Genomic DNA, 18,946 nt, shown 5'->3' with positions numbered 1-18,946 from the left:
GGTAAACCTAAAATGTGCATGATGATATCTTCTGCGGTTGTAGTATCAAATACAATGCTGATGTAATCAATCTTAACGGATAAATTTTTGTGTGTAGTTATAGTGCATTTCTCCTTTCGTATGCCCCGTTTTTTTGCGGGGTAAAAATCGTGTTTTTTCCTTTATTTATCACAGTTTCTAGGTACTATGACATGTATACGCAGGGCGGTGTTACATATACGCCCTTTATGAACGCCTAAAGGCGTTCCCTTTCTTCCTGTGTCTGATCCGTTCTTAACGCTCACGAGCCTTGTAAGACTCGTGGCTAAACGGAACAGCCCCAGTCAGAAACCTTATTTTCGGTCTGATAGTCCATGCTTATTCATGCTATCAAAATGAAAATACATCTTTTCTATGCTTACTCAAGCGTGTGATTGACCCTAGCGTGCTTAATCACCCTATCTAATACGATAATAACGCCATTAGAATTACTTGTCAAGAAGTTTGATTGACTTTTTAATAAATATTAAGTATGATATGCTTATAAACACCGAGAAAAGCAACGAAAGGAGCGGTTATACTAAGTTATGGAACATTACGAAAAGAAAATCAGTTTCTTAGGAGAGAATATACAGACCATAAGAAAACACAGAGGAATGAAACAACAGGAACTTGCGGATAAAATCGGTATCAATATGCAGAGCCTTTCCAAGATTGAACGGGGTGTGAATTATCCTACCTTTGACACATTAGAAAAGATAATGGACGTGCTGGGAGTAACGCCCAATGAATTATTATCAGGAGAATGGAAGTATATTGACCACACCGAACCATATATCATGGATATTATCAAACGGGAACAGGACTTCAATGTTTCCTTAGATTATCTGTCTGAAAATGAATTTTTCAATGATGAAAAAGAATGCAGATTTTACATGGAAACCAAACTCATACAGTATATCCATAACTACATTACCAATGAGGTTACGGAGTTAGAAGAACTTATGGAAATCAAGCAGTTGATACAACGTCAAAAAATAGAACGCATGATGAAAGTACATAAGGAAATGCGAGGGTTAGACCGATACAGAGAACAGCCCAAAGAGTATAAATACCATGACCCTTATGATGACTGGATATTCCGTCAACTTGCGGACATAGACAGCAGAAATAACATTCCCGACACTTCGCCACAGTTAGATTTTGATGAAACGGACTATGAAGATTATCTGAAAGAGAAATGGAACAGAGGTCTTTAATTTTCCTCTTGAATGAAAGATACAGCAAACAAAAAGCCCAGTAAAGAGTGCAAAGCACCACCAATGGTGGCAAGGCTCTTGACAGGGCTTTTTCTTTTCTGTGGTTGGTAATCAAGAGGAAGAAAGAAAAAGTGTGTATTTTTCAAGACAGAAAAATGTCAAGGGGGGTGTGCTGATTTTTGTTGTGGCGGATATATGGAACTGTTATAATATGGATATGTTTAAATTACGTTATAAGCAAGAATATTCTGCTGATTTGTCAAAAAACATCATTGCAACTGCCAGTTGACATATTTCCATATCTAAATGGTGGCTATGCAACTGATAATATTGCTAAAATTACACCATGAAAGAAAGGAGTGTTAGCTAATGAATATGGCAGACAGAATACAATATTTAAGGAAATCAAAAGGAATATCACAAGAGGAACTTGCGGATAAAGTTGGAGTTTCAAGGCAGGCTGTTTCCAAATGGGAAAGTGAACAAAGTACGCCTGACTTAGAAAAAATAATTATAATGAGTGATTTTTTTGGAGTAACAACTGACTATATCCTAAAGGGAATTGAACCAGTAGCAGACAAAGAACAAAAAAATAAAGAGCTTACGAGTAAGGTACTTTATATATCATCAACAGCTTTTGTTGCTATTGGGCTGTTTTGTGCATTTGGTAATTGGTATGCAGAACAAACAATGGAAGCAGTTTGGGGTTCAATGATTATTCAAGCTATAGGGATTGTTGGATATTTTATAGCGAGAATACTATCGGAAGAAAAATCCCCCTTTTATGTAAATTGGCTTAATATAATCGGAGTTGCTTTTATGCCTATTTCTATGATTACAGGATATATTTCAGGATTGGTTTTCAAACTAGAAGGGTGGATTGCACCTTATCCGATAGGAATATTTCATACTTTAGTTTTCGTGTTAGTATTCTTTGTAGTTGTGATTGCAAGCTATATTATTCTAAAGAAACAAACAAAATAGTGATTACCTTTATTTTGCAAAAGCAGTTAGTCTTAGGATTGACTGCTTATTAATAAAAGACACCACTTCAATGTGTCAATGGTGTCTTTTTAGTGCTATTTTATCGTCATATCAAGGCTCGTTCAATCGTGGTATATTCGTGGTAAAATGAGTGTTTTTCTATACTTCGAAATGCTTGAAAGTGTAATATTTATAGGGATAATCAAAAATCAGATATAAAGTTAATTTAAAGATTATATAAAAAATCCAAAATCGAATGGTTATCGAAGCTATCATATGATTGTTGAAATACCAGTATTTTTTGCTAAGGGTAAAACACCTATGCGTGTAGAATTACAGATTCGAACCAATGGTATGGATTTCTGGGCAACATTGGAACATCAACTTCGCTATAAAAAAGGAATTGAAGAAATGCCTGGCTATGATGAGATAAGTGAAGAATTACTTCATTCTGCAAGAGCTATCATTGAAGCAGATAATGAAATGCAGAGAATAAAAGACAAAATTGGTAAGTTCCACGAAATTTAGGGAGAAAACTGAGCAAGTAGGAAGGTGGAATATATATGAAACAAGATACTTTAGAGGGCAAAGCAAAAACAAAAAATGGGGTAAAACGGCTGTGCTTTTCCATAATCTGCATTCTTCTGGAAGTGATTTTTATTATTACTATCGTAACACGCTTGAATGAATATGCAGAAATCATAAATTTATTTACAAGGATTTTGAGTGGGATCTTGGTTTTGGGATTGTACGCATCAAATAAGACATCCTCTATGAAAATGCCTTGGGTCATCTTAATTCTAATTTTTCCAATTATGGGTGTAGGCTTGTATTTGTTGATTGGTTTGAATGGTGGCACACATAAAATGCGTGAGCGATATGCAGAAATTGATAGCAAATTGTTACCAATGCTTCCGGACAGTCAGGAGTGTTTGAGCAGAATAAAAGAAACAATTCCGAAAGCAGGAAATATAGCAAGTTACATACAAAGAAATTCGCAGTATCCAATCTATCAGAATACGGATATTGTGTATTTTGATGAAGCAGTGAAGGGATTAGAGGCACAGATTAAGGATTTGGAGAAAGCACAGAAGTTTATCTTTATGGAATATCATGCGATAGAAGACGCTGAAGCATGGCATAAGATTCAAGATGTTCTGGAAGAGCGAGTAAAAGCAGGTGTGGAAGTTAGAGTATTCTACGATGATATGGGTTCTATAGGCTTTATTAACACAGATTTTGTGAAAAAGATGGAGGCAATAGGAATTCATTGCCGTGTATTCAATCCGTTTATGCCAGGTTTAAATCTGTTTTTGAACAATCGTGATCATAGAAAAATAACAGTTATTGATGGAAAAGTCGGATTTACAGGTGGATATAATCTAGCAAACGAATATTTTAATTACACACACCCGTATGGACAGTGGAAAGATACAGGTATTCGTTTAGAAGGAGATGCTGTTCAGTCGCTTACGGTGACATTTTTGGAAATGTGGAATGCAGTAAGTGATAAGGATGCTAATGATTCTGATTTTAGTAAATACCTTTTCCACTATGATTATGCGGCACAGCAAACTGGGTTTGTTCAACCTTATGCAGACAGCCTATGGATAATGAGCAAGTAGGAGAAGAAGTTTATATCAGTATGATAAATAAAGCTGAAAAATATTGTTGGTTTATGACTCCATATCTAATCATAACAGATGAAATGACGCATGCGTTATGTCTGGCTTCTAAGCGAGGGGTAGACGTAAGAATTATCACACCTGGTATCCCTGATAAAAAATTCATTTATAATATAACTCGTTCTTTTTATCATGGATTAGTTAAACATGGTGTTCGTGTTTATGAGTGGACTCCTGGTTTCTGCCATGCAAAAATGAGTGTGGCAGATGACTGTATGGCAACTTGTGGAACAATTAATCTGGATTATCGAAGTTTATATCACCATTTTGAAACGGCTGTTTTATGGCAGATTGTCAGGCAGTTGTGGAAATAAAAAATGATCTGATAAGAACGATGGGAGAATGTCGTGATGTGACAGACCAATATCAAACCGGACGAAGTGCATATTTGCGACTGGGACAATTATTTATGAGATTATTTGCTGGATTGCTATAAGAATCTGATGAAACGACCTTTCAAAAAACAGTTGATTTAGAAGTTAATTGTTTTTGAAAGGCCGTTTTTGCTATATCTAACAGTCTGTTGTACAAAGAAGATTTTGCATGGATAGTGATTAATACAACGGAGTAAGAAAAGCTCCTTCATATATTAGAATAAAAATATGACTGTTTCATTAAAAAGAAGCCGGTCATATTTTTTATGAAAAATAAATTTTGTTGAGGTTAAATTGAGATTGACTTTGTATTGTATAAGTATGAAATAAAAAGGAATCAGGTGATGTACAATGAAAAAGCATAAAATATGTAAAATCCTTCTTGTTATACTGGCAATTTTTTTATGTGTGGCTTTTTATGAATTGCTCGGAATCTGCGTTGCATATAAAAAGCAGCCGGAAGTGTCCAATACAACCAAAAAAGAAACAAAAAATGGGTCATGGAACGAATGCAGTGAAAATACAGAACGGGCAGTAATCATAGAAAAGAATCCAGAAGCGCTTTTACAAAGAGTGCGTTTGATTAAGAATGCAAAAAAGGAAATTATTCTTTCTACTTTTGCATTTCAATCCGATGAAAGTGGAAAATTGATCTTAGGAGCACTGCATGATGCGGCAGACAGAGGTGTACATATTCGTCTGTTAGTAGATGGAATGGAGAGCTGGATTGATATGGAAGGAAATCCGTATTTCTATGGATTATCTTCCCATGAGAATGTTGAAATTAAACTATATAATAAGGCCAATCCGTTGAAACCGTGGAAAATGATGGGTAGAATGCATGATAAATATTTGATTGCAGATGGAAAGAGATATATTCTTGGGGGAAGAAATACATACAATTATTTCCTGGGGGATTTTCCGGGACATAAGAACTATGACAGAGACGTGTTAGTGGTTTGCGATGAACCTGAGAAAGAAAATTCAGTTAACCAGTTGTTAGAGTATTTTGAAACGATATGGGAACAAGAAGACAGTGGTTATTTTCATGACAATAAAAAACTGGCAAATAGAAAATCTGTAAAGAACGCAGTTTTAGAGCTGCAGAACGGCTATCAGAAATATTTTGAAGAGAATAAGGAAAGAATCTGCGATACCGATTACACGGACGAAACTTTTGAGACAGAAAAGATTGCATTAGTGTCAAATCCTATTCACACAGGTTCCAAAGAACCAGTAGTGTGGTATCAGTTGGGAGAATTGATGAAAAATGCAAAAAATCGTGTGAAGATCCACACGCCATATATTATCTGTAATGATATGATGTATAATACATGGGAGGAGATTGCAGAGAACGTTTCAGATTTTTCTATCATGACAAATTCAGTTGCGAATAATGGGAATCCATTTGGGGCTGCCGATTATGCGAAAAACAGAAATAGAATCTTAAGTACAGGAATTAATATTTGGGAATATGAAGGCGGTTATTCATACCACGGAAAAAGTATTCTGATTGACGATGATCTGTCTGTAATCGGTTCCTTTAATATGGACATGAGAAGTGCATATCTGGATACGGAACTGATGCTTGTAATTCGCAGTAAAGATATTAATAAACAGTTGGAAGAGGGCATGATGGAATATGAAAGAGTGTCCCGCCAGGTATTGGAAAATGGAACCTATCGTGATCCATATCATGTAGAGCCGATCGAATTAACAAAGAAACGTCAGAGAAAAATATTTTTGGTACAGCATCTGCTTGGATGGGCAAGGTATCTGTTTTAATAAGGAGGAAGGAAAACGTGTTTCAAATATTAATTGTAGAAGATGATAAAGAATTAAGCCAGCTATTCCAAAAAGTGCTTGAGAAGAATGGATATCAAGTCAAAAGTGCATCGGATGGAGCACAGGCATTAGAAGTATTGGATAAGGAATATATTGATCTGATCATTTCTGATATTATGATGCCGGTTATGGATGGCTATGAACTGGTGTCAGAACTTCGCTCAGCAGGATATCAGATACCAGTGCTTATGATCACTGCGAAAGGTTCCTTTGATGATATGCGCCAGGGATTTCTTTCGGGAAGTGACGATTATATGGTAAAACCGGTAAATGTGAATGAAATGGTTTTAAGAGTCGGAGCACTGCTTCGCCGTGCACAGATACTGAATGAACACAAAATTGTGATCGGTTCAACAGAGTTTGATTATGATGCAATGACGGTTACAACTGATAAGGAAAGTCTTGTTTTGCCTAAAAAAGAATTCCTGCTTTTATATAAGCTTGCAGCTTCGCCAGGCAGAACATTTACAAAACAACAGTTGATGGATGAAGTATGGGGATACGAGACGGAGGCAGACCCACATACGATAGAGGTACATATAGGAAGAATCAGAGAGCGTTTTAAAGATAACCCTGATTTTGAAATCGTAACAATGCGTGGAATTGGATACAAGGTGGTGAAAAAATAATGGAACAAAAGAAAGAAAAAGGATTGCGGATCCGATCCTGTCTGACTGGTGCAATCTGGCTGGCACTTGTATTTTCAACAGTCATATCTGCTTTATTATTTGCTTTTTTGAATCATTTTTTTAATCTGCCGGGCAGCATACCTGTGCTTGGCTGGCTTTTGATTTTCAATACATTGATTGCAGGGCTGATCACTTCCTTTATCAATGCAAAATTACTGGAACCAATTACCAGACTTGGTAAAGCAATGAAGGAAGTTTCTCAGGGAGATTTTGAACAGCATTTGGAAACGAACAGCCGTATAGCAGAAGTTGGAGAATCTTATCAAAGTTTTAACGTTATGACAAAAGAACTTCGTGCAACAGAGGTGCTGCAGATGGATTTTGTATCTAATGTTTCTCATGAGTTCAAGACCCCGATTAATGCCATTGAAGGATATACAATGCTGCTTCAGGGAGAAGAACTGTCTCCGGATCAAGAGGAATATGTAGAAAAAATCTTATTTAACACCCAAAGACTTTCCGGATTGGTTGGTAATATTTTGCTGTTATCCAAGTTAGAGAATCAGAATATACCAATGAAAAAAACAGAATATCGTCTGGATGAACAGATCCGCCAGGCATTTCTTTCATTGGAAACAAAATGGACAGAAAAAGAAATTGGTTTTCAGGTAGAATTGGAGGAAGTTAAATATACTGGGAATGAAGGACTTTTTATGCATATCTGGATAAATCTTTTGGATAATGCGATTAAGTTCAGCCTTCAAAGGGGACAATTACGATGTTTCTGAAACAAGAACAGGATTCTGTTAAGTTCATTCTGGAAGATGAAGGACCAGGAATAGAGGATGATGTAAAATCCAGAATATTTGACAAGTTCTATCAGGTAGATGGATCTCATAAAGCAGAAGGAAATGGCCTAGGTCTTGCACTTGTAAAACGGATTGTAGATAGTGCCGGAGGAACAATCAAAGCAGAAAACCGTGAATATGGTGGATGCAGATTTGTTGTAGAGCTTCCAATACAGAAAGATGAGGCCATATAAGTTTAAGAAAAACAGATAGAGGAGGAATTACATGACATTTTATCAGGAATTGCAGTTAAATCAGGCAGGTTCTAAAAATCTGTTGAAAAAGAGTGAAACAGTGAAAGAAAAATCATATCATATACTGCTATATTTGGTAAAGATAGCTGTTACAATGGCATTTTGTTTTTCATTTGTTACTATTTTCAGTATCTTATTTGGAAATGAGAATAGTATTGTGGGTGTAGTAGTTTTATTATGCCTTATGGTATTTCGGAATGCGGATCTGGGGATCCACACCGGACAATCTACGATGCTTTTGGCTTTGTTCTTTGTAATTATGACTGTATGTCCGCATTTAGCAAATCAGTTTTCACCGGTATTGGGAATGCTGTTAAATATTGCGGCACTGGCTGTGTTGATTCTGTTCGGATGCCATAATCCATTCATGTTTAATCAATCTACATTGGTTCTTGGGTATCTGCTGCTATATGGTTATGATGTTACGGGAAAAAGCTATCAGATGCGATTAGTCGGAATGGCTTTAGGTGCAGCACTTACCTGCTTCGTATTTTATCGAAATCATAAAAACAGAACTTATAAAAGAAATCTGAAAGATCTGATACAAGAATTTGATATCACTTCTTCCAGAACAAAATGGCAGATATGTCAGATTTTATGCGTACCGATTGTCCTTTGCATTGCAGAACTTTGTAATATGCCACGTGCAATGTGGGCTGGTATTGCGGCCATGTCCGCGATTTTGCCGTTTATGGAAGATATGCACTACAGAGTCCGTAAAAGGATTGTCGGAAATATTGCAGGTGTTATATGTTTTACAGTATTATATTTTCTGCTTCCTTCGTCAATCTATGCATATATAGGAATTCTTGGTGGAATCGGTGTAGGACTTTCAGCACAATATGGCTGGCAGGCAGTATTTAACACATTTGGTGCTTTAGCCATTGCTGCAGAGACTTATGGACTACAAGGAGCGGTTAGTCTTAGAGTGATTCAAAATGTTTTTGGTGTTGTGTTTGCTTTAGCATTTTGTGTTATATTTTATTGGTTTATGTCTAAAAAAAAGGAAAGTGAGGTGACCGTACATGCAGAGTGAAGTGAATCAGGAAGAAAATTTGAATAGAATTATTACGGTTCCTAATCTTCTTTCTTTTTTTCGGCTTTGTCTGATTCCGGTAATTATATGGAGCTATTGTGTAAAGAAAAATCCTCTGTTAGCTGGTGAAATCTTATTGCTGTCTGGTCTTACGGATCTTGCTGATGGATATATCGCAAGAAGATTCCATAGGATTAGTAATTTAGGAAAAATACTTGATCCAGTGGCTGATAAGCTGACACAGGCAGCGATGTTAATCTGTCTGTTTACTCGTTTTCCGCATGTGCTTCTTTTAATCGTAATAATGGCAGGTAAGGAGCTGTATATGGTAGTCAGTGGATGTCTTGTGATACAAAAGACAGGAAAAGTACATGGTGCAGACTGGCATGGAAAGATAGTAACCTTTTTATTATATGGAACTGCAGCGGTGCATATTATATGGTTCCACATTACACCGATGGTATCAGATCTGTTGATTGGTTTGTGCGCTATAATGATGGTCATATCGGTCGCTCTGTATATTATCCAAAATACCAGGACTCTTAAGGGAGAGACTGTATAAGCAATTTTATATTGCAATGACTAGAAAAATATTTAGGAGAAGATAGATATAAACAGTAAGTCAAACACACAAACTATGGAGTCTTTAGTCGGTTTAATAAAATTTTAAATAGAAAATAAATCATTATAAAAAGATCCTGTTCATACTATGATATATAGAACAGGATCTTTATTTACTTTATTTCGCCAGGAAATTGCTCTGAATCTCCATCGGCATATGATAAGCCTGGCCTCGTTTTGCCAGGCTGTATAGTTTAAAGCTCATGAGTTCCGGAGTCGCATTCAATGAACTGCAGAGGCCGAAATAATCCAGATCTTCGTTCTGAACCATCTCTTCAATGTCTTCATCTTCAATCAGTAGATCGGCAGCAAACAGATTGGCCTGATATTCTGTATTATCTGTCATATTGTAGAGTGTATCATCTTGCATTGGAGCCATTTTCAGCTGGGAACGATGCAGGATGATATGCCCTAATTCATGGGCGGCAACGATCATCTTTTCTTCTTCTGAAAGGAAACTGCTGATCATGACATAGATTGTCTTACAGCTCATAAAACAGTATCCTTTCAGTGTCTTATATCTGGAAGTTTCCCCGACAACAATGTTCATCTGATCCATGATCTCAAATGGATCTCGGGTTCCATATTTCTTGATTAATTTCTTTGTTTCTGCTCATATTTGATTTTTGCCATATAACCAGCAATGCAACATATGATAATAATTATAATAGCTGCAACAAATACGACAACTTTTTTATGCTTTTTAAATGCTTCCTTCATAGTTTCTGAATCCCCCTACATATTTTATAAATGTATTGTAACATACACTTATTTTTTAGATAGAAGAAGTCATACAAAGAATACTACTCTTCTTGTTCTGAAAATACCGAAAACAGAAAGTAGTGTACGTAAAGTTTTTCTACCAAGAAGTGTTGCCGAAATGCTGCAAAAATGGAAACTGAAACAACTTAATACAAAAGCAATCCTTGGAGAGGAATATAATGATTACAACTTAGTGATGACAAGTGAATTTGGCTCTCCATTAGAATCCGGAACAATTCGAGTATCCTTCAATAAACTAATTGAAGAACATCATCTCCCCAAAGTTGTATTTCACAGTTTGCGTCATAGCAGTGTCACCTATAAATTAAAGCTCAATAAAGGTGATATAAAAGCTGTGCAGGGCGATTCTGGCCATTCCCAGACAGATATGGTTACAGATGTGTATTCCCATATTATTGATGAAGACAGAAAAAAGAACGCTGAATTATTTGAAGATGCATTTTACAAGAAAAATAATCTTGAGCCAAATATGGTTTCTGAAGAAGTCGATATGGAATTATTGATGAAAGCTCTGGCGAATCCGGAAATGCGGGCGTTGCTTAATTCGCTGGCTAAGACAATGAAGTAATGAAAAGTAGTGAGTCTATCTCCATCATGCCTATAGAAATTATTCAATAAAAGCGAGCAAAACATCAATACAATTGTATTGAATCAGCAATGAAATGGCATTATAATGAAGAAAAAAGGAGGTTTCTAAAATGGCAAGTACAATTCAGATCAGGGTAGACGATGACTTAAAAAATAAATCAGATCAGCTTTTTAAAGATCTTGGAACTGATACGACATCAGCAATAAGGATGTTTTTAACGCAGGCGGTTGCATATAATGGATTTCCATTTGAAATAAAACGAACTGTGCATAATCCTTATACATCTATGACAGAAGAAGAGATGCTTCAAAGACTGGAACAATCCAGAGAATCTTCAAAAAAGGAAAATTACCGAAATGCAGATGATGTGATTTCAGATATGAGAGGAAAATATGGATTATAAAGTAGTTGTAACAGCTGAAGCAGAAGAAGACTTGAACCAGTTTATACAGTATCTGCTTTTTGCCAAGAAAAATAAGCAGGCAGCCAAAAATGTGCTTGATGATTTTGAGGATACTATTAAAAAGTTGAAGTATGTAGCGAGTAGTTTGAATGTATGCGACAATCCGCGTTTACAGAGCCTTGGATATCGTCGAATAAATTTTCAACAGCACAGATACTTTATGTTGTACAGAATAGAAAATGATGTTGTATATGTGGATGATATTTTCCATGAATTACAAGATTATGAAAACCGAATGATATAAATTGAATATTGGCAGTAAAAAGAGTATTTACCGTAAAACCGTAAATGCTCTTTTTTTGCACCTATTTGGAAAGAATAAATAATATAGCGTCTATAAGGAAGCGTTGGTTTTAATGGAAATGCATTATTGGAAAATCCCCTAATTTCAAAAATAAAAAGTAGTCGAAATTTCCATAGACAAATACACGCTCACGTTGTATATTATAAATATAAATCTAGTCAATTAAATATAGATATCATTTCCACCTCTAAGGGAATGGTAGTCATAGGATTGATGTAGTTAGTATCATTACATACTTCCCCAAATATTAGCTGTAGCTAAAAAGTTGCTAACAAGCTGTACTTATCTAAGGTTTATAGCTGATTACAGTAATTGACTGGATAAAAATTGGAAAGCCGTTTTTCATAAGAAAAATCGGGCTTTTTCATACAGAAACTATCAAACATTGACAGCTCCCTGTATAACTCCTAAGACTTTATTGTAGGTTCGATTCCTACAGGGAACGCTTGATAAGAGGCGGAAATGATTAGCTGATTAGCAAAATCGTTATCCGCTTTTTTCTTTTTTCGAAAAATAATTGCTTTGAAAATCAGCTGTTTCTGCTAACAAATCCATAAAAATGTTAGCTGACAGCTAATAAAAAGCAGTCATTTGCTAACAAGAAAAATTTACAGTCCTGCTAACGAACGAATGGCATGCCCGTTCAGACTAGATTTATAAAAAATTCTAGTTTGGACGGGTTTTTTGTTGTCCTAAGATAAGGAGGTAAATCATGCAGAAAGTAAAAGAAAAAAGTAATTGGAAAGGCGAAACCATAGTAGAAATTGAAATAGAAACCACAGACTGAGGAATATGATAATTTGCCAGAATTCGAAAACTTCGTCATGGTAGCCGCCAAAATTGCTGGAATCAAAACTGTGCCTAAAATGTGTTCTCTAGAAGACAAACTTTTATGTGCATGTGAAGATTCCTATTTGCCGGAGAAATATATAGAACAGACTAAACAACTGATCACAACACGAATCGCAGTACTAAAGGAGGGCTGAAACACCCCTACATACAAAATGGAAGATTCTCCTAATTTTGTATGTAAGGTTGTGCTCACCGAGCGCACCACTGCAATAAAGCCCTCGTCATATTTTGTCAATCACGAGTGATAGACTTTGATTTGAAATTCTCACATTAGGAATTTTCGTTTAACCGCCACAGCGCAGCTGCTAGATAAAAATCATAGGTGGCCGGCATAAGGGTGAAATCGGTGTTTGTTATCTGCTTTATCTTATTAAGCCTGTACGTCACAGTATTTCTATGCAAAAACAAGGTGGCTGCAGTGGTGCTCAACTGGGAGTCGCAGTCGATTAGGTACACTGCAAGGGTTTCCATCAGGTTGTTACTGTCGTCCTTTAAGACTTCTATTATGGATTTGATTTGATCGTTTCGATTGCCTCTATTTATAGCTAGATTTGTGATTTCCTGCGAAAATATAACATCATACATGTCGCGAAATTTTCGGTGGATGAAAATTTTGCTCATTGCTGCTGAATTTGCACAAAAGTCTGAGTATATTTTCCTCATTGAAGTTAGATTTTTGCTAGACTCCAAGAAAAACAAGGCTCCCTCATACTCGTTTATGCATTTCTCTATTTCCGTAGCTATAATGCCATCATCCTTTTGGGAAACCATTATAGAACTTAGAATTACAAGTCTGTCGTCAATAATATCCTTAACGTAGAATCTTTCACTTTCCTTCAATATGCCTTCAATCTGCCGAAGAATGTCTGTTAAATTGTCTTTTTCCGATTCTACTACAAGAATAGTTGAAAGCTTAGAAAAAGGCACACCACTAGCTTCAAGGAATTTTTCTCCTATTACGCGCGATGATTTCAAGATCAAAGTAATAACAGTATTATAATTCTGCATATCGAGGGTGTAGCCCCATAAGGTTGAGAAGAAATTTGTGCATGCACAAATTTCATCTAGCTTCTGTTCACTAATGCTGTTTTCGTTGCTTGAAGCATATAATGTAAGCCAGGTATTTCCTGCGTGGGGGAACTCTTTTCTATACAAATAAAATGACTTATCCTGCAACATTATGCTTTTACAGAAAAGGTCCGTTGAGCCATCAGCGAAGGCATTAAAAAAGAATTCTGGACCAAATTGTCCAAAGGACGGCTTATATATAGATGTGAAATATAAACCGTTTTTGTTATAAAGCACAAGGTTACAGTTATAAGTTTCAGCTATTACATTTAGCAGGGTTTCCATGCTTCTTTTATTGTAAGGAATCTGCTTCAATCTATTCTCCACAGTGTCTGAAAAGGAATCCGTAGATGCCTGATCGTAGAAAACAGCCCCCATTACATCTTTAATTACATCACTATAACTAACACTATATTCTGCTTCGTCTTCAATAAGAATTAAAGGTATGTTCATAACGTCTGCAGTCTGCAACAACTCGTCAGACACCTGAGGGATGACATCACCCACGTAAAACAGCACTAGTGCAACGCCTCCAGCATCATATAAGTTTCTCATTTCCTCGCATTGTCTAGTAGGATCATCTTTAATTGAATAAAATGACGTGACTAACAACTCATTGGGATTGAATACACTAATTGCCTCTACAGACTTTGCAGGTATTTCTATTACAGATACTGATGATACTATTCTACCCAGTCCATTCTTGCCTGCAATCACTCTCGCAGAATGAAAAGAGGGTAGTCTTAAACAATCTTGAACAGTAACACTCATGGCTCCTCCTAGTATAATTTTTTCCTTTATGATATCAAAACTCACAGTCATAAACAAGGCTTTTGTGCAAAAGCACAATATGATTGATAAATAATTCTGTCATCTGCATAATTATCATTTATAATAATGTGTGCTATCATAGAGAAGATTCAAAAGGAGGTACCCATTATGAGTACAAATGAAAATAAAGATAAGAAAGCAGAAGTCACAGCTCTGCAGGCGATTTCTGCTGAAGACAGAAAAGACTGGATTTCGTTAGCCTTCGTTCAGGCCGGCATATGTGTATGCGTTCCTGCATTCCTATTGGGAGCGTTATTAGCGGAAGCAATGCCTATATGGCCAGCAATTATTTCAGGGTCACTAGGCTACTTAATTGTAGTAGTAGGTATGGTTGCAACGGGAATGATAGGCTGTGACCTTGGACTAGCATCCTGCACATGCTGTCAGGCCGGCTTTGGAAAAAGCGGAGCTAGATTTATCGTAAGTACAATCTTTGCTGTTAACATGATTGGCTGGTTTGGAATCCAGAATGGAGTATGTGGAGAAGCCTTCAGTAACGCAATGCTAGCTATGACCGGATGGGATATTCCAGTTGTAGTTTCAAACACAATTTGGGGAATCATAATGCTTCTGACTGCAGTATATGGAGTGCATGCGCTAGAAAAACTAGACAAGATTTCTATTCCATTACTAATGATCATTATGTGCTACGGAACATTCCTAGCATTTAAGGTTTACGGAACAGGAAACCTTAACGATGAAGGAACTGTACAATCTATGAGCTTCATGTCAGGTGTAGCACTATCATTTAACTTCACTGCTGTAGGTACAATCACTGGTCCTGACTATACTAGATTCCAGAAAAGCAGAAAAGACACTGTTAAATCTGTATTCTACGGTGTATTCCCAATGGGTGTAATAACTCTGATTATGGGAATCGTTCTTACAAAGCTATCAGGACAGTATGATATCAGTATGGTTCTAATTGAAGTAGGACTTCCACTCCTGGGCATCATTGCACTTGTTATTTCAACATGGACAACTAACTCAACAAATGCTTACAGCGCAGGTCTTAACATTGTTATGGCACTTAAGCTTAAAGATAACCGAAGAAGAGAAGCTACTTTAATTTCAGGAATTGTTGGTATTGTATTATGCGACCTGGGTATCTTGGGACACGTTGAGGGAGTGTTAAGCTTACTATCATACGTTGTTTGTCCTGTTGGCGGAGTAATTCTTGCTGACTACTGGGTTGTAGGAAAAGGTAAAGCTAAGAACTTTAGACCACAGGACGGTGTAAACTGGGCTGGTGTAATTGCTTGGGCATTAGGTGCAATTATTTCTTATACACTAGTTAAAATTGAATTCGTTGGTATCATTATAGGTTTTGTTATCTATCTTATTGCAGAGCGCTTTATTCCATCTGCATCAAGAGATAACGCCGAAAATATAGCATAAATTATCACAAAAAAAGAGGAGACAGAAAAATGAGAGAATTAAACAAACAGGACATGATCGATCTATTGTACGGATGTGCAGTGCTTGGTACCGGTGGTGGCGGTCCACTTGCTGACGGTTTGGCTCTTTTAGAAGAACATTTCGAAAAGGGAAAAACTCTAAAATTAATCACTTTAGATGAACTTCCAGATGACGAGTATGTTGTTACTCCTTATGGTTGCGGTGCTCCATCAGCTAAACCTGATCCTAGATTAGCTCATCTGAAGCATAGCGAAACAGCTCCCGCAGTTTTAGCTGTACAGGCTCTAGAGGAATCTTTAGGTAAGAAAATGTATGCAATTGGCTCAACTGAATTAGGTGGAGAAAATACAGCTGAGGCTCTTCACGTTGCACTGTTAATGGATTTACCTCTTATTGACGCTGACCCAGCCGGACGTTCAGTTCCTGAACTGCAGCATTCTACATACTATGTAAAGAACGTTCCTATTTTCCCTATGGGCGTAGCTACAAAATTTGGTGAAAAAATTGTAATTCAGAATGTAGCGGATGACCTAAGAGCTGAAGATATCGTTAGAGCTATTGCTGTTGTAAGTGACAACCTTGTAGGTGTAGCTGATCACGCAAACGTTGGTAAGGTTATCAAGAATTCTCTAATTCCTGGTGCAATTACTTACGCTCAGGAAATCGGTAGAGTTCTTAGAGAAACAAAGGAAGCTGGCGGAGATGTTGCTTCTGCTATCTGTGATGATAAAGAAGGTAAAGTATTATTCAGAGGCCACATTTCAGATTACACTTGTGAAACAAGAGATGGCTTCAACTTTGGTGAAATTCATCTAAAGGGCGAAAGAGATTATACGGACGAAGCATATCGCATCTGGTTTAAGAACGAAAACATCATCTCATACCGCAATGGCGAAGTTGATGTAATTGCTCCAGACCTAATCTGCATGATTAACGGAGAAGGAAATCCAATGACTACACCTAATTTTGAAGTTGGTGATAAGATGACAGTAATTGCACTTCCATCCCCTGAAATCTGGACTACTCCAGAAGGTTTGGAATGCTTCGGACCTAAGCACTTTGGATTTGATGTTGAATACAAACCATTTGAAAAATAATTGAAGATGTACAAGGGCCGGTTGTATAATAATATATGATCGGCTTTTGTTTTAGAAATTATTGCGAGGAACTATCGCGAAGAAGTAAGGGAGTGATAAAAATGGAAAAGATGATTGATGATTTACGTTCTATAATTAATATCAACAGTGTGTGCGAAAAGGACTTGTCCAGCGCTTATCCTTTTGGAGAAGGTGTACACATGGCCCTAAATAAAGCTCTAGAAATATGCAAGAGCTACGGGTTTGAGACTAAAAATTGCTTTTAAGAAGTCCGATACTTGATTCAACAATGTTTCTGGCGGAACAGCCATAAATATGGTTCCCGACAGCTGCACTGCGTCATACTCTGTTCATGGAGAAACAAAGACTCTCTCTGTAACAGGTAAGGCGGCCCATGGAAGTACTCCTGAGGACGGAGAAAACGCCATTTCAAAGATGATGAATGAACTGAGTGGAGTTGTTACAGATTGCAAACTTATTGAGTTCTTCCACGAATTTATTAAGCTAGAATATAACGACGAAAGTCTTGGCGGACAGGTCTCAGATGAAGCAAGTGGTCCAGCAAGCTACAACATTGGTAAGATTGAAACTGTTGGCGATGATATTGTTCTATACATTGACTTACGTTATCCTGTAACCTTCAATCTCGAAGACATTGTAAATGCCATTAATAGTCATCTTTCAGAAAATGGTTTCAGTGATGTTAAGGTAGAGGTTATTACAAATAAACCTCATGTTTATATGGACAAGAACGGTGCTGTTATCCAAACTCTTCTTTCCGCTTATCGCGATGAAACCGGAGACATGAGCGAACCAACGGTCATCGGTGGCGGAACCTATGCAAGAGCAATGAATGGAATTGTTGCCTTCGGCCCTATGCTACCAGGTAGAGAATTGACAGAACATCAGGCAAATGAATATATCTATTTGTCTGATTTGATCCTTGCTAAAGAAATCTATAAGACTGCAATTAAAAGACTTGTTTCAGAATAATAATCAGGAAAAAAAGTGCTCATCATTCCTGTAACCATAATCTATTCTTTTAGCAGATTTGATTTTGTTGCTAAGGCTTTCAAACATAGAGCGTCGTAATGATCCCTTTTTAGAGTTTTTTCGATATTATCTATCAGGGGGTATACGCCGCTCTATTTTACTATGAAAAAAGCATAATCTTTCGTCGCATCACGTTCGCTTTGATACGTTGCCGGTAGCACCGCAATTGTTGCCTTATAAGATGCCCCTACTATTGATCCACTGTTATTAACCCCGGGATAAAAAATAATAGAAGAAGGATATCCACCATTCTCTTGACTATATACAACATGCGCAGCTGTTGCCACATCGTTCGGACCAAAAAGCCATCCTGTTCCAAATGAACTTGTTCCATCGGGCCTAGTACAACTCACAACACCATAAGAGCAATATGGGAAAGTTGTACTTGATAAACTAGCAGGAATTCTATACCTATCATCACCATCAATAATCGCTCCATATGTTTGAATTCCAGTACTGATTCCCTCTGGAATGTATGAGTCAACTGAATCACTATTTTGTTCCTCAATTTCTACTGTCTTCATCTCATTAGTCTTTAAATCAAACTCTATCATTTCACTTGATTCGGCTGCAAATACAGGTATTCCATGTAACAAAAAGCATATTCCTATAATAGTAGCACTCAATTTAAATTTTTGTTTAGCTCTGATTTAGTTGCCTCCTTCATAAATAACAACATCATCTACTGAATACAATAGAATGGGATAATGTATTTTCATTGGAGCCATCTTCTGAATTCGGATAATAATATACTTTTACCTCCTCCCCTATCTCATATTTATCCTCAAAATCTCCAAATGGCTTTATCCAATATACATTCTCAAATTCGTCTTTTATAGCAATATTATTGGGATAATTAATTTGTATACTTTTACCTCCTCCCCTATCTCATATTTATCCTCAAAATCTCCAAATGGCTTTATCCAATATACATTCTCAAATTCGTCTTTTATAGCAATATTATTGGGATAAT

Annotated in this window: 18 protein-coding genes and 2 pseudogenes; 16 read left to right on the top strand and 4 right to left on the bottom strand. The window is 36.7% G+C overall.

Annotated features, from left to right (window positions below):
- Positions 1-566: 566 nt before the first annotated feature.
- The 9 genes and pseudogenes from DXB52_RS12080 to DXB52_RS12035 all read left to right on the top strand — a co-directional run bounded on the left by DXB52_RS12080 (position 567) and on the right by DXB52_RS12035 (position 9,455).
- Entirely contained in the window at positions 567-1,238 is a 672-nt protein-coding gene (locus DXB52_RS12080; protein WP_008393244.1) for a helix-turn-helix domain-containing protein, read from the top strand.
- Between the two features lie 369 nt (positions 1,239-1,607).
- Positions 1,608-2,222, top strand: a complete 615-nt coding sequence (locus tag DXB52_RS12070; protein ID WP_008393242.1) for a helix-turn-helix domain-containing protein — start codon at positions 1,608-1,610, stop codon at positions 2,220-2,222.
- Between the two features lie 237 nt (positions 2,223-2,459).
- A complete protein-coding gene (locus DXB52_RS12065; protein WP_472520128.1) occupies positions 2,460-2,750 on the top strand; it encodes a GTP pyrophosphokinase in 291 nt (96 codons plus the stop codon).
- 35 nt (positions 2,751-2,785) lie between these two features.
- Positions 2,786-4,343 (top strand): annotated as a pseudogene (gene cls, locus DXB52_RS12060) (cardiolipin synthase).
- Positions 4,344-4,632: 289 nt separating this feature from the next.
- Positions 4,633-6,066: a phospholipase D family protein gene (locus DXB52_RS12055; RefSeq protein WP_055166961.1), complete on the top strand. Its 1,434-nt coding sequence runs from the start codon at positions 4,633-4,635 to the stop codon at positions 6,064-6,066.
- Complete coding sequence (locus tag DXB52_RS12050) at positions 6,045-6,755, top strand: response regulator transcription factor (protein ID WP_003693048.1); 711 nt, start codon at positions 6,045-6,047, stop codon at positions 6,753-6,755. The genes DXB52_RS12055 and DXB52_RS12050 overlap by 22 nt, the downstream gene beginning before the upstream one ends.
- Positions 6,755-7,797, top strand: a pseudogene (locus DXB52_RS12045) (HAMP domain-containing sensor histidine kinase). The gene DXB52_RS12050 and the pseudogene DXB52_RS12045 overlap by 1 nt, the downstream one beginning before the upstream one ends.
- Positions 7,798-7,828: 31 nt before the next feature.
- On the top strand, positions 7,829-8,893 hold the full coding sequence (locus DXB52_RS12040) for an FUSC family protein (protein ID WP_055166963.1): 1,065 nt from the start codon (positions 7,829-7,831) through the stop codon (positions 8,891-8,893).
- Positions 8,883-9,455 carry a CDP-alcohol phosphatidyltransferase family protein gene (locus tag DXB52_RS12035; RefSeq protein ID WP_055053943.1) on the top strand — a complete coding sequence of 191 codons (573 nt, stop codon included), beginning with the start codon at positions 8,883-8,885 and terminating at the stop codon, positions 9,453-9,455. The genes DXB52_RS12040 and DXB52_RS12035 overlap by 11 nt, the downstream gene beginning before the upstream one ends.
- Positions 9,456-9,632: 177 nt before the next feature.
- Here the strand turns inward: DXB52_RS12035 and DXB52_RS12030 are convergent, their stop codons facing one another.
- Together DXB52_RS12030 and DXB52_RS17300 are read right to left on the bottom strand one after the other, a co-directional pair.
- Positions 9,633-10,073: an ImmA/IrrE family metallo-endopeptidase gene (locus DXB52_RS12030; protein WP_015527715.1), complete on the bottom strand. Its 441-nt coding sequence runs from the start codon at positions 10,071-10,073 to the stop codon at positions 9,633-9,635.
- 35 nt (positions 10,074-10,108) lie between these two features.
- Positions 10,109-10,234: a hypothetical protein gene (locus DXB52_RS17300; protein ID WP_015527714.1), complete on the bottom strand. Its 126-nt coding sequence runs from the start codon at positions 10,232-10,234 to the stop codon at positions 10,109-10,111.
- On the opposite strand from DXB52_RS17300, the gene DXB52_RS12025 reads away from it, so the two are divergent.
- The 3 genes from DXB52_RS12025 (at position 10,176) to DXB52_RS12015 (ending at position 11,593) form a co-directional block, all read left to right on the top strand.
- A complete protein-coding gene (locus tag DXB52_RS12025) occupies positions 10,176-10,865 on the top strand; it encodes a tyrosine-type recombinase/integrase (RefSeq protein WP_226901404.1) in 690 nt (229 codons plus the stop codon). The two genes, DXB52_RS17300 and DXB52_RS12025, sit on opposite strands and share 59 nt — an antisense overlap.
- A gap of 130 nt (positions 10,866-10,995) precedes the next feature.
- Positions 10,996-11,289 carry a type II toxin-antitoxin system RelB/DinJ family antitoxin gene (locus DXB52_RS12020; protein ID WP_118107479.1) on the top strand — a complete coding sequence of 98 codons (294 nt, stop codon included), beginning with the start codon at positions 10,996-10,998 and terminating at the stop codon, positions 11,287-11,289.
- Positions 11,279-11,593, top strand: a complete 315-nt coding sequence (locus DXB52_RS12015) for a type II toxin-antitoxin system RelE/ParE family toxin (protein WP_015527711.1) — start codon at positions 11,279-11,281, stop codon at positions 11,591-11,593. Before DXB52_RS12020 ends, DXB52_RS12015 begins: the two co-directional genes overlap by 11 nt.
- A 1,182-nt stretch (positions 11,594-12,775) precedes the next feature.
- Here the strand turns inward: DXB52_RS12015 and DXB52_RS12005 are convergent.
- The gene (locus tag DXB52_RS12005) at positions 12,776-14,344 is read right to left on the bottom strand and encodes a PucR family transcriptional regulator (protein WP_181989202.1); all 1,569 of its coding nucleotides are present in this window, start codon (positions 14,342-14,344) and stop codon (positions 12,776-12,778) included.
- A 168-nt stretch (positions 14,345-14,512) separates the two neighbouring features.
- Here DXB52_RS12005 and DXB52_RS12000 point away from each other — a divergent pair, with 168 nt between their 5' ends.
- From DXB52_RS12000 to DXB52_RS11990, 4 genes are all read left to right on the top strand, one after another.
- The gene (locus tag DXB52_RS12000; RefSeq protein ID WP_055148837.1) at positions 14,513-15,802 is read left to right on the top strand and encodes a cytosine permease; all 1,290 of its coding nucleotides are present in this window, start codon (positions 14,513-14,515) and stop codon (positions 15,800-15,802) included.
- A gap of 29 nt (positions 15,803-15,831) precedes the next feature.
- A complete protein-coding gene (locus tag DXB52_RS11995) occupies positions 15,832-16,920 on the top strand; it encodes a DUF917 domain-containing protein (protein WP_020436878.1) in 1,089 nt (362 codons plus the stop codon).
- Between the two features lie 101 nt (positions 16,921-17,021).
- Positions 17,022-17,186 (top strand): hypothetical protein, encoded by a 165-nt coding sequence (locus tag DXB52_RS16190; protein WP_181988435.1) that lies wholly within the window; start codon positions 17,022-17,024, stop codon positions 17,184-17,186.
- Positions 17,187-17,235: 49 nt separating this feature from the next.
- A complete protein-coding gene (locus DXB52_RS11990) occupies positions 17,236-17,913 on the top strand; it encodes a M20/M25/M40 family metallo-hydrolase (RefSeq protein ID WP_118107473.1) in 678 nt (225 codons plus the stop codon).
- Between the two features lie 152 nt (positions 17,914-18,065).
- On the opposite strand, the gene DXB52_RS11985 is transcribed toward DXB52_RS11990, so the two are convergent.
- Positions 18,066-18,599, bottom strand: coding sequence for a trypsin-like serine peptidase (locus tag DXB52_RS11985; protein ID WP_117569601.1), 534 nt, complete (start codon positions 18,597-18,599; stop codon positions 18,066-18,068).
- Between the last annotated feature and the right edge of the window lie 347 nt (positions 18,600-18,946).

It is taken from the genome of Ruminococcus sp. OM04-4AA (assembly GCF_003462585.1).
GTDB classification, from domain to species: Bacteria; Bacillota; Clostridia; order Lachnospirales; family Lachnospiraceae; genus Mediterraneibacter; species Mediterraneibacter faecis.
The sequence above is the reverse complement of the archived record's forward strand: the minus strand, read 5'-3'. Positions and strand labels throughout refer to the sequence as shown.

What these genes read in the sequence shown, in the direction of transcription:
- DXB52_RS12055 (WP_055166961.1), top strand. Translation starts at nt 4,633, where the DNA reads ATGAAAAAGCATAAAATATGTAAAATCCTTCTTGTTATACTGGCAATT.
- DXB52_RS11990 (WP_118107473.1), top strand. Translation starts at nt 17,236, where the DNA reads ATGGTTCCCGACAGCTGCACTGCGTCATACTCTGTTCATGGAGAAACA.
- DXB52_RS12015 (WP_015527711.1), top strand. Translation starts at nt 11,279, where the DNA reads ATGGATTATAAAGTAGTTGTAACAGCTGAAGCAGAAGAAGACTTGAAC.
- DXB52_RS12005 (WP_181989202.1), bottom strand. Translation starts at nt 14,344, where the DNA reads ATGAGTGTTACTGTTCAAGATTGTTTAAGACTACCCTCTTTTCATTCT.
- DXB52_RS16190 (WP_181988435.1), top strand. Translation starts at nt 17,022, where the DNA reads ATGGAAAAGATGATTGATGATTTACGTTCTATAATTAATATCAACAGT.
- DXB52_RS11995 (WP_020436878.1), top strand. Translation starts at nt 15,832, where the DNA reads ATGAGAGAATTAAACAAACAGGACATGATCGATCTATTGTACGGATGT.
- DXB52_RS12080 (WP_008393244.1), top strand. Translation starts at nt 567, where the DNA reads ATGGAACATTACGAAAAGAAAATCAGTTTCTTAGGAGAGAATATACAG.
- DXB52_RS12035 (WP_055053943.1), top strand. Translation starts at nt 8,883, where the DNA reads ATGCAGAGTGAAGTGAATCAGGAAGAAAATTTGAATAGAATTATTACG.
- DXB52_RS12070 (WP_008393242.1), top strand. Translation starts at nt 1,608, where the DNA reads ATGAATATGGCAGACAGAATACAATATTTAAGGAAATCAAAAGGAATA.
- DXB52_RS12040 (WP_055166963.1), top strand. Translation starts at nt 7,829, where the DNA reads ATGACATTTTATCAGGAATTGCAGTTAAATCAGGCAGGTTCTAAAAAT.
- DXB52_RS12020 (WP_118107479.1), top strand. Translation starts at nt 10,996, where the DNA reads ATGGCAAGTACAATTCAGATCAGGGTAGACGATGACTTAAAAAATAAA.
- DXB52_RS12000 (WP_055148837.1), top strand. Translation starts at nt 14,513, where the DNA reads ATGAGTACAAATGAAAATAAAGATAAGAAAGCAGAAGTCACAGCTCTG.
- DXB52_RS17300 (WP_015527714.1), bottom strand. Translation starts at nt 10,234, where the DNA reads ATGAAGGAAGCATTTAAAAAGCATAAAAAAGTTGTCGTATTTGTTGCA.
- DXB52_RS12050 (WP_003693048.1), top strand. Translation starts at nt 6,045, where the DNA reads ATGGGCAAGGTATCTGTTTTAATAAGGAGGAAGGAAAACGTGTTTCAA.
- DXB52_RS12030 (WP_015527715.1), bottom strand. Translation starts at nt 10,073, where the DNA reads ATGGATCAGATGAACATTGTTGTCGGGGAAACTTCCAGATATAAGACA.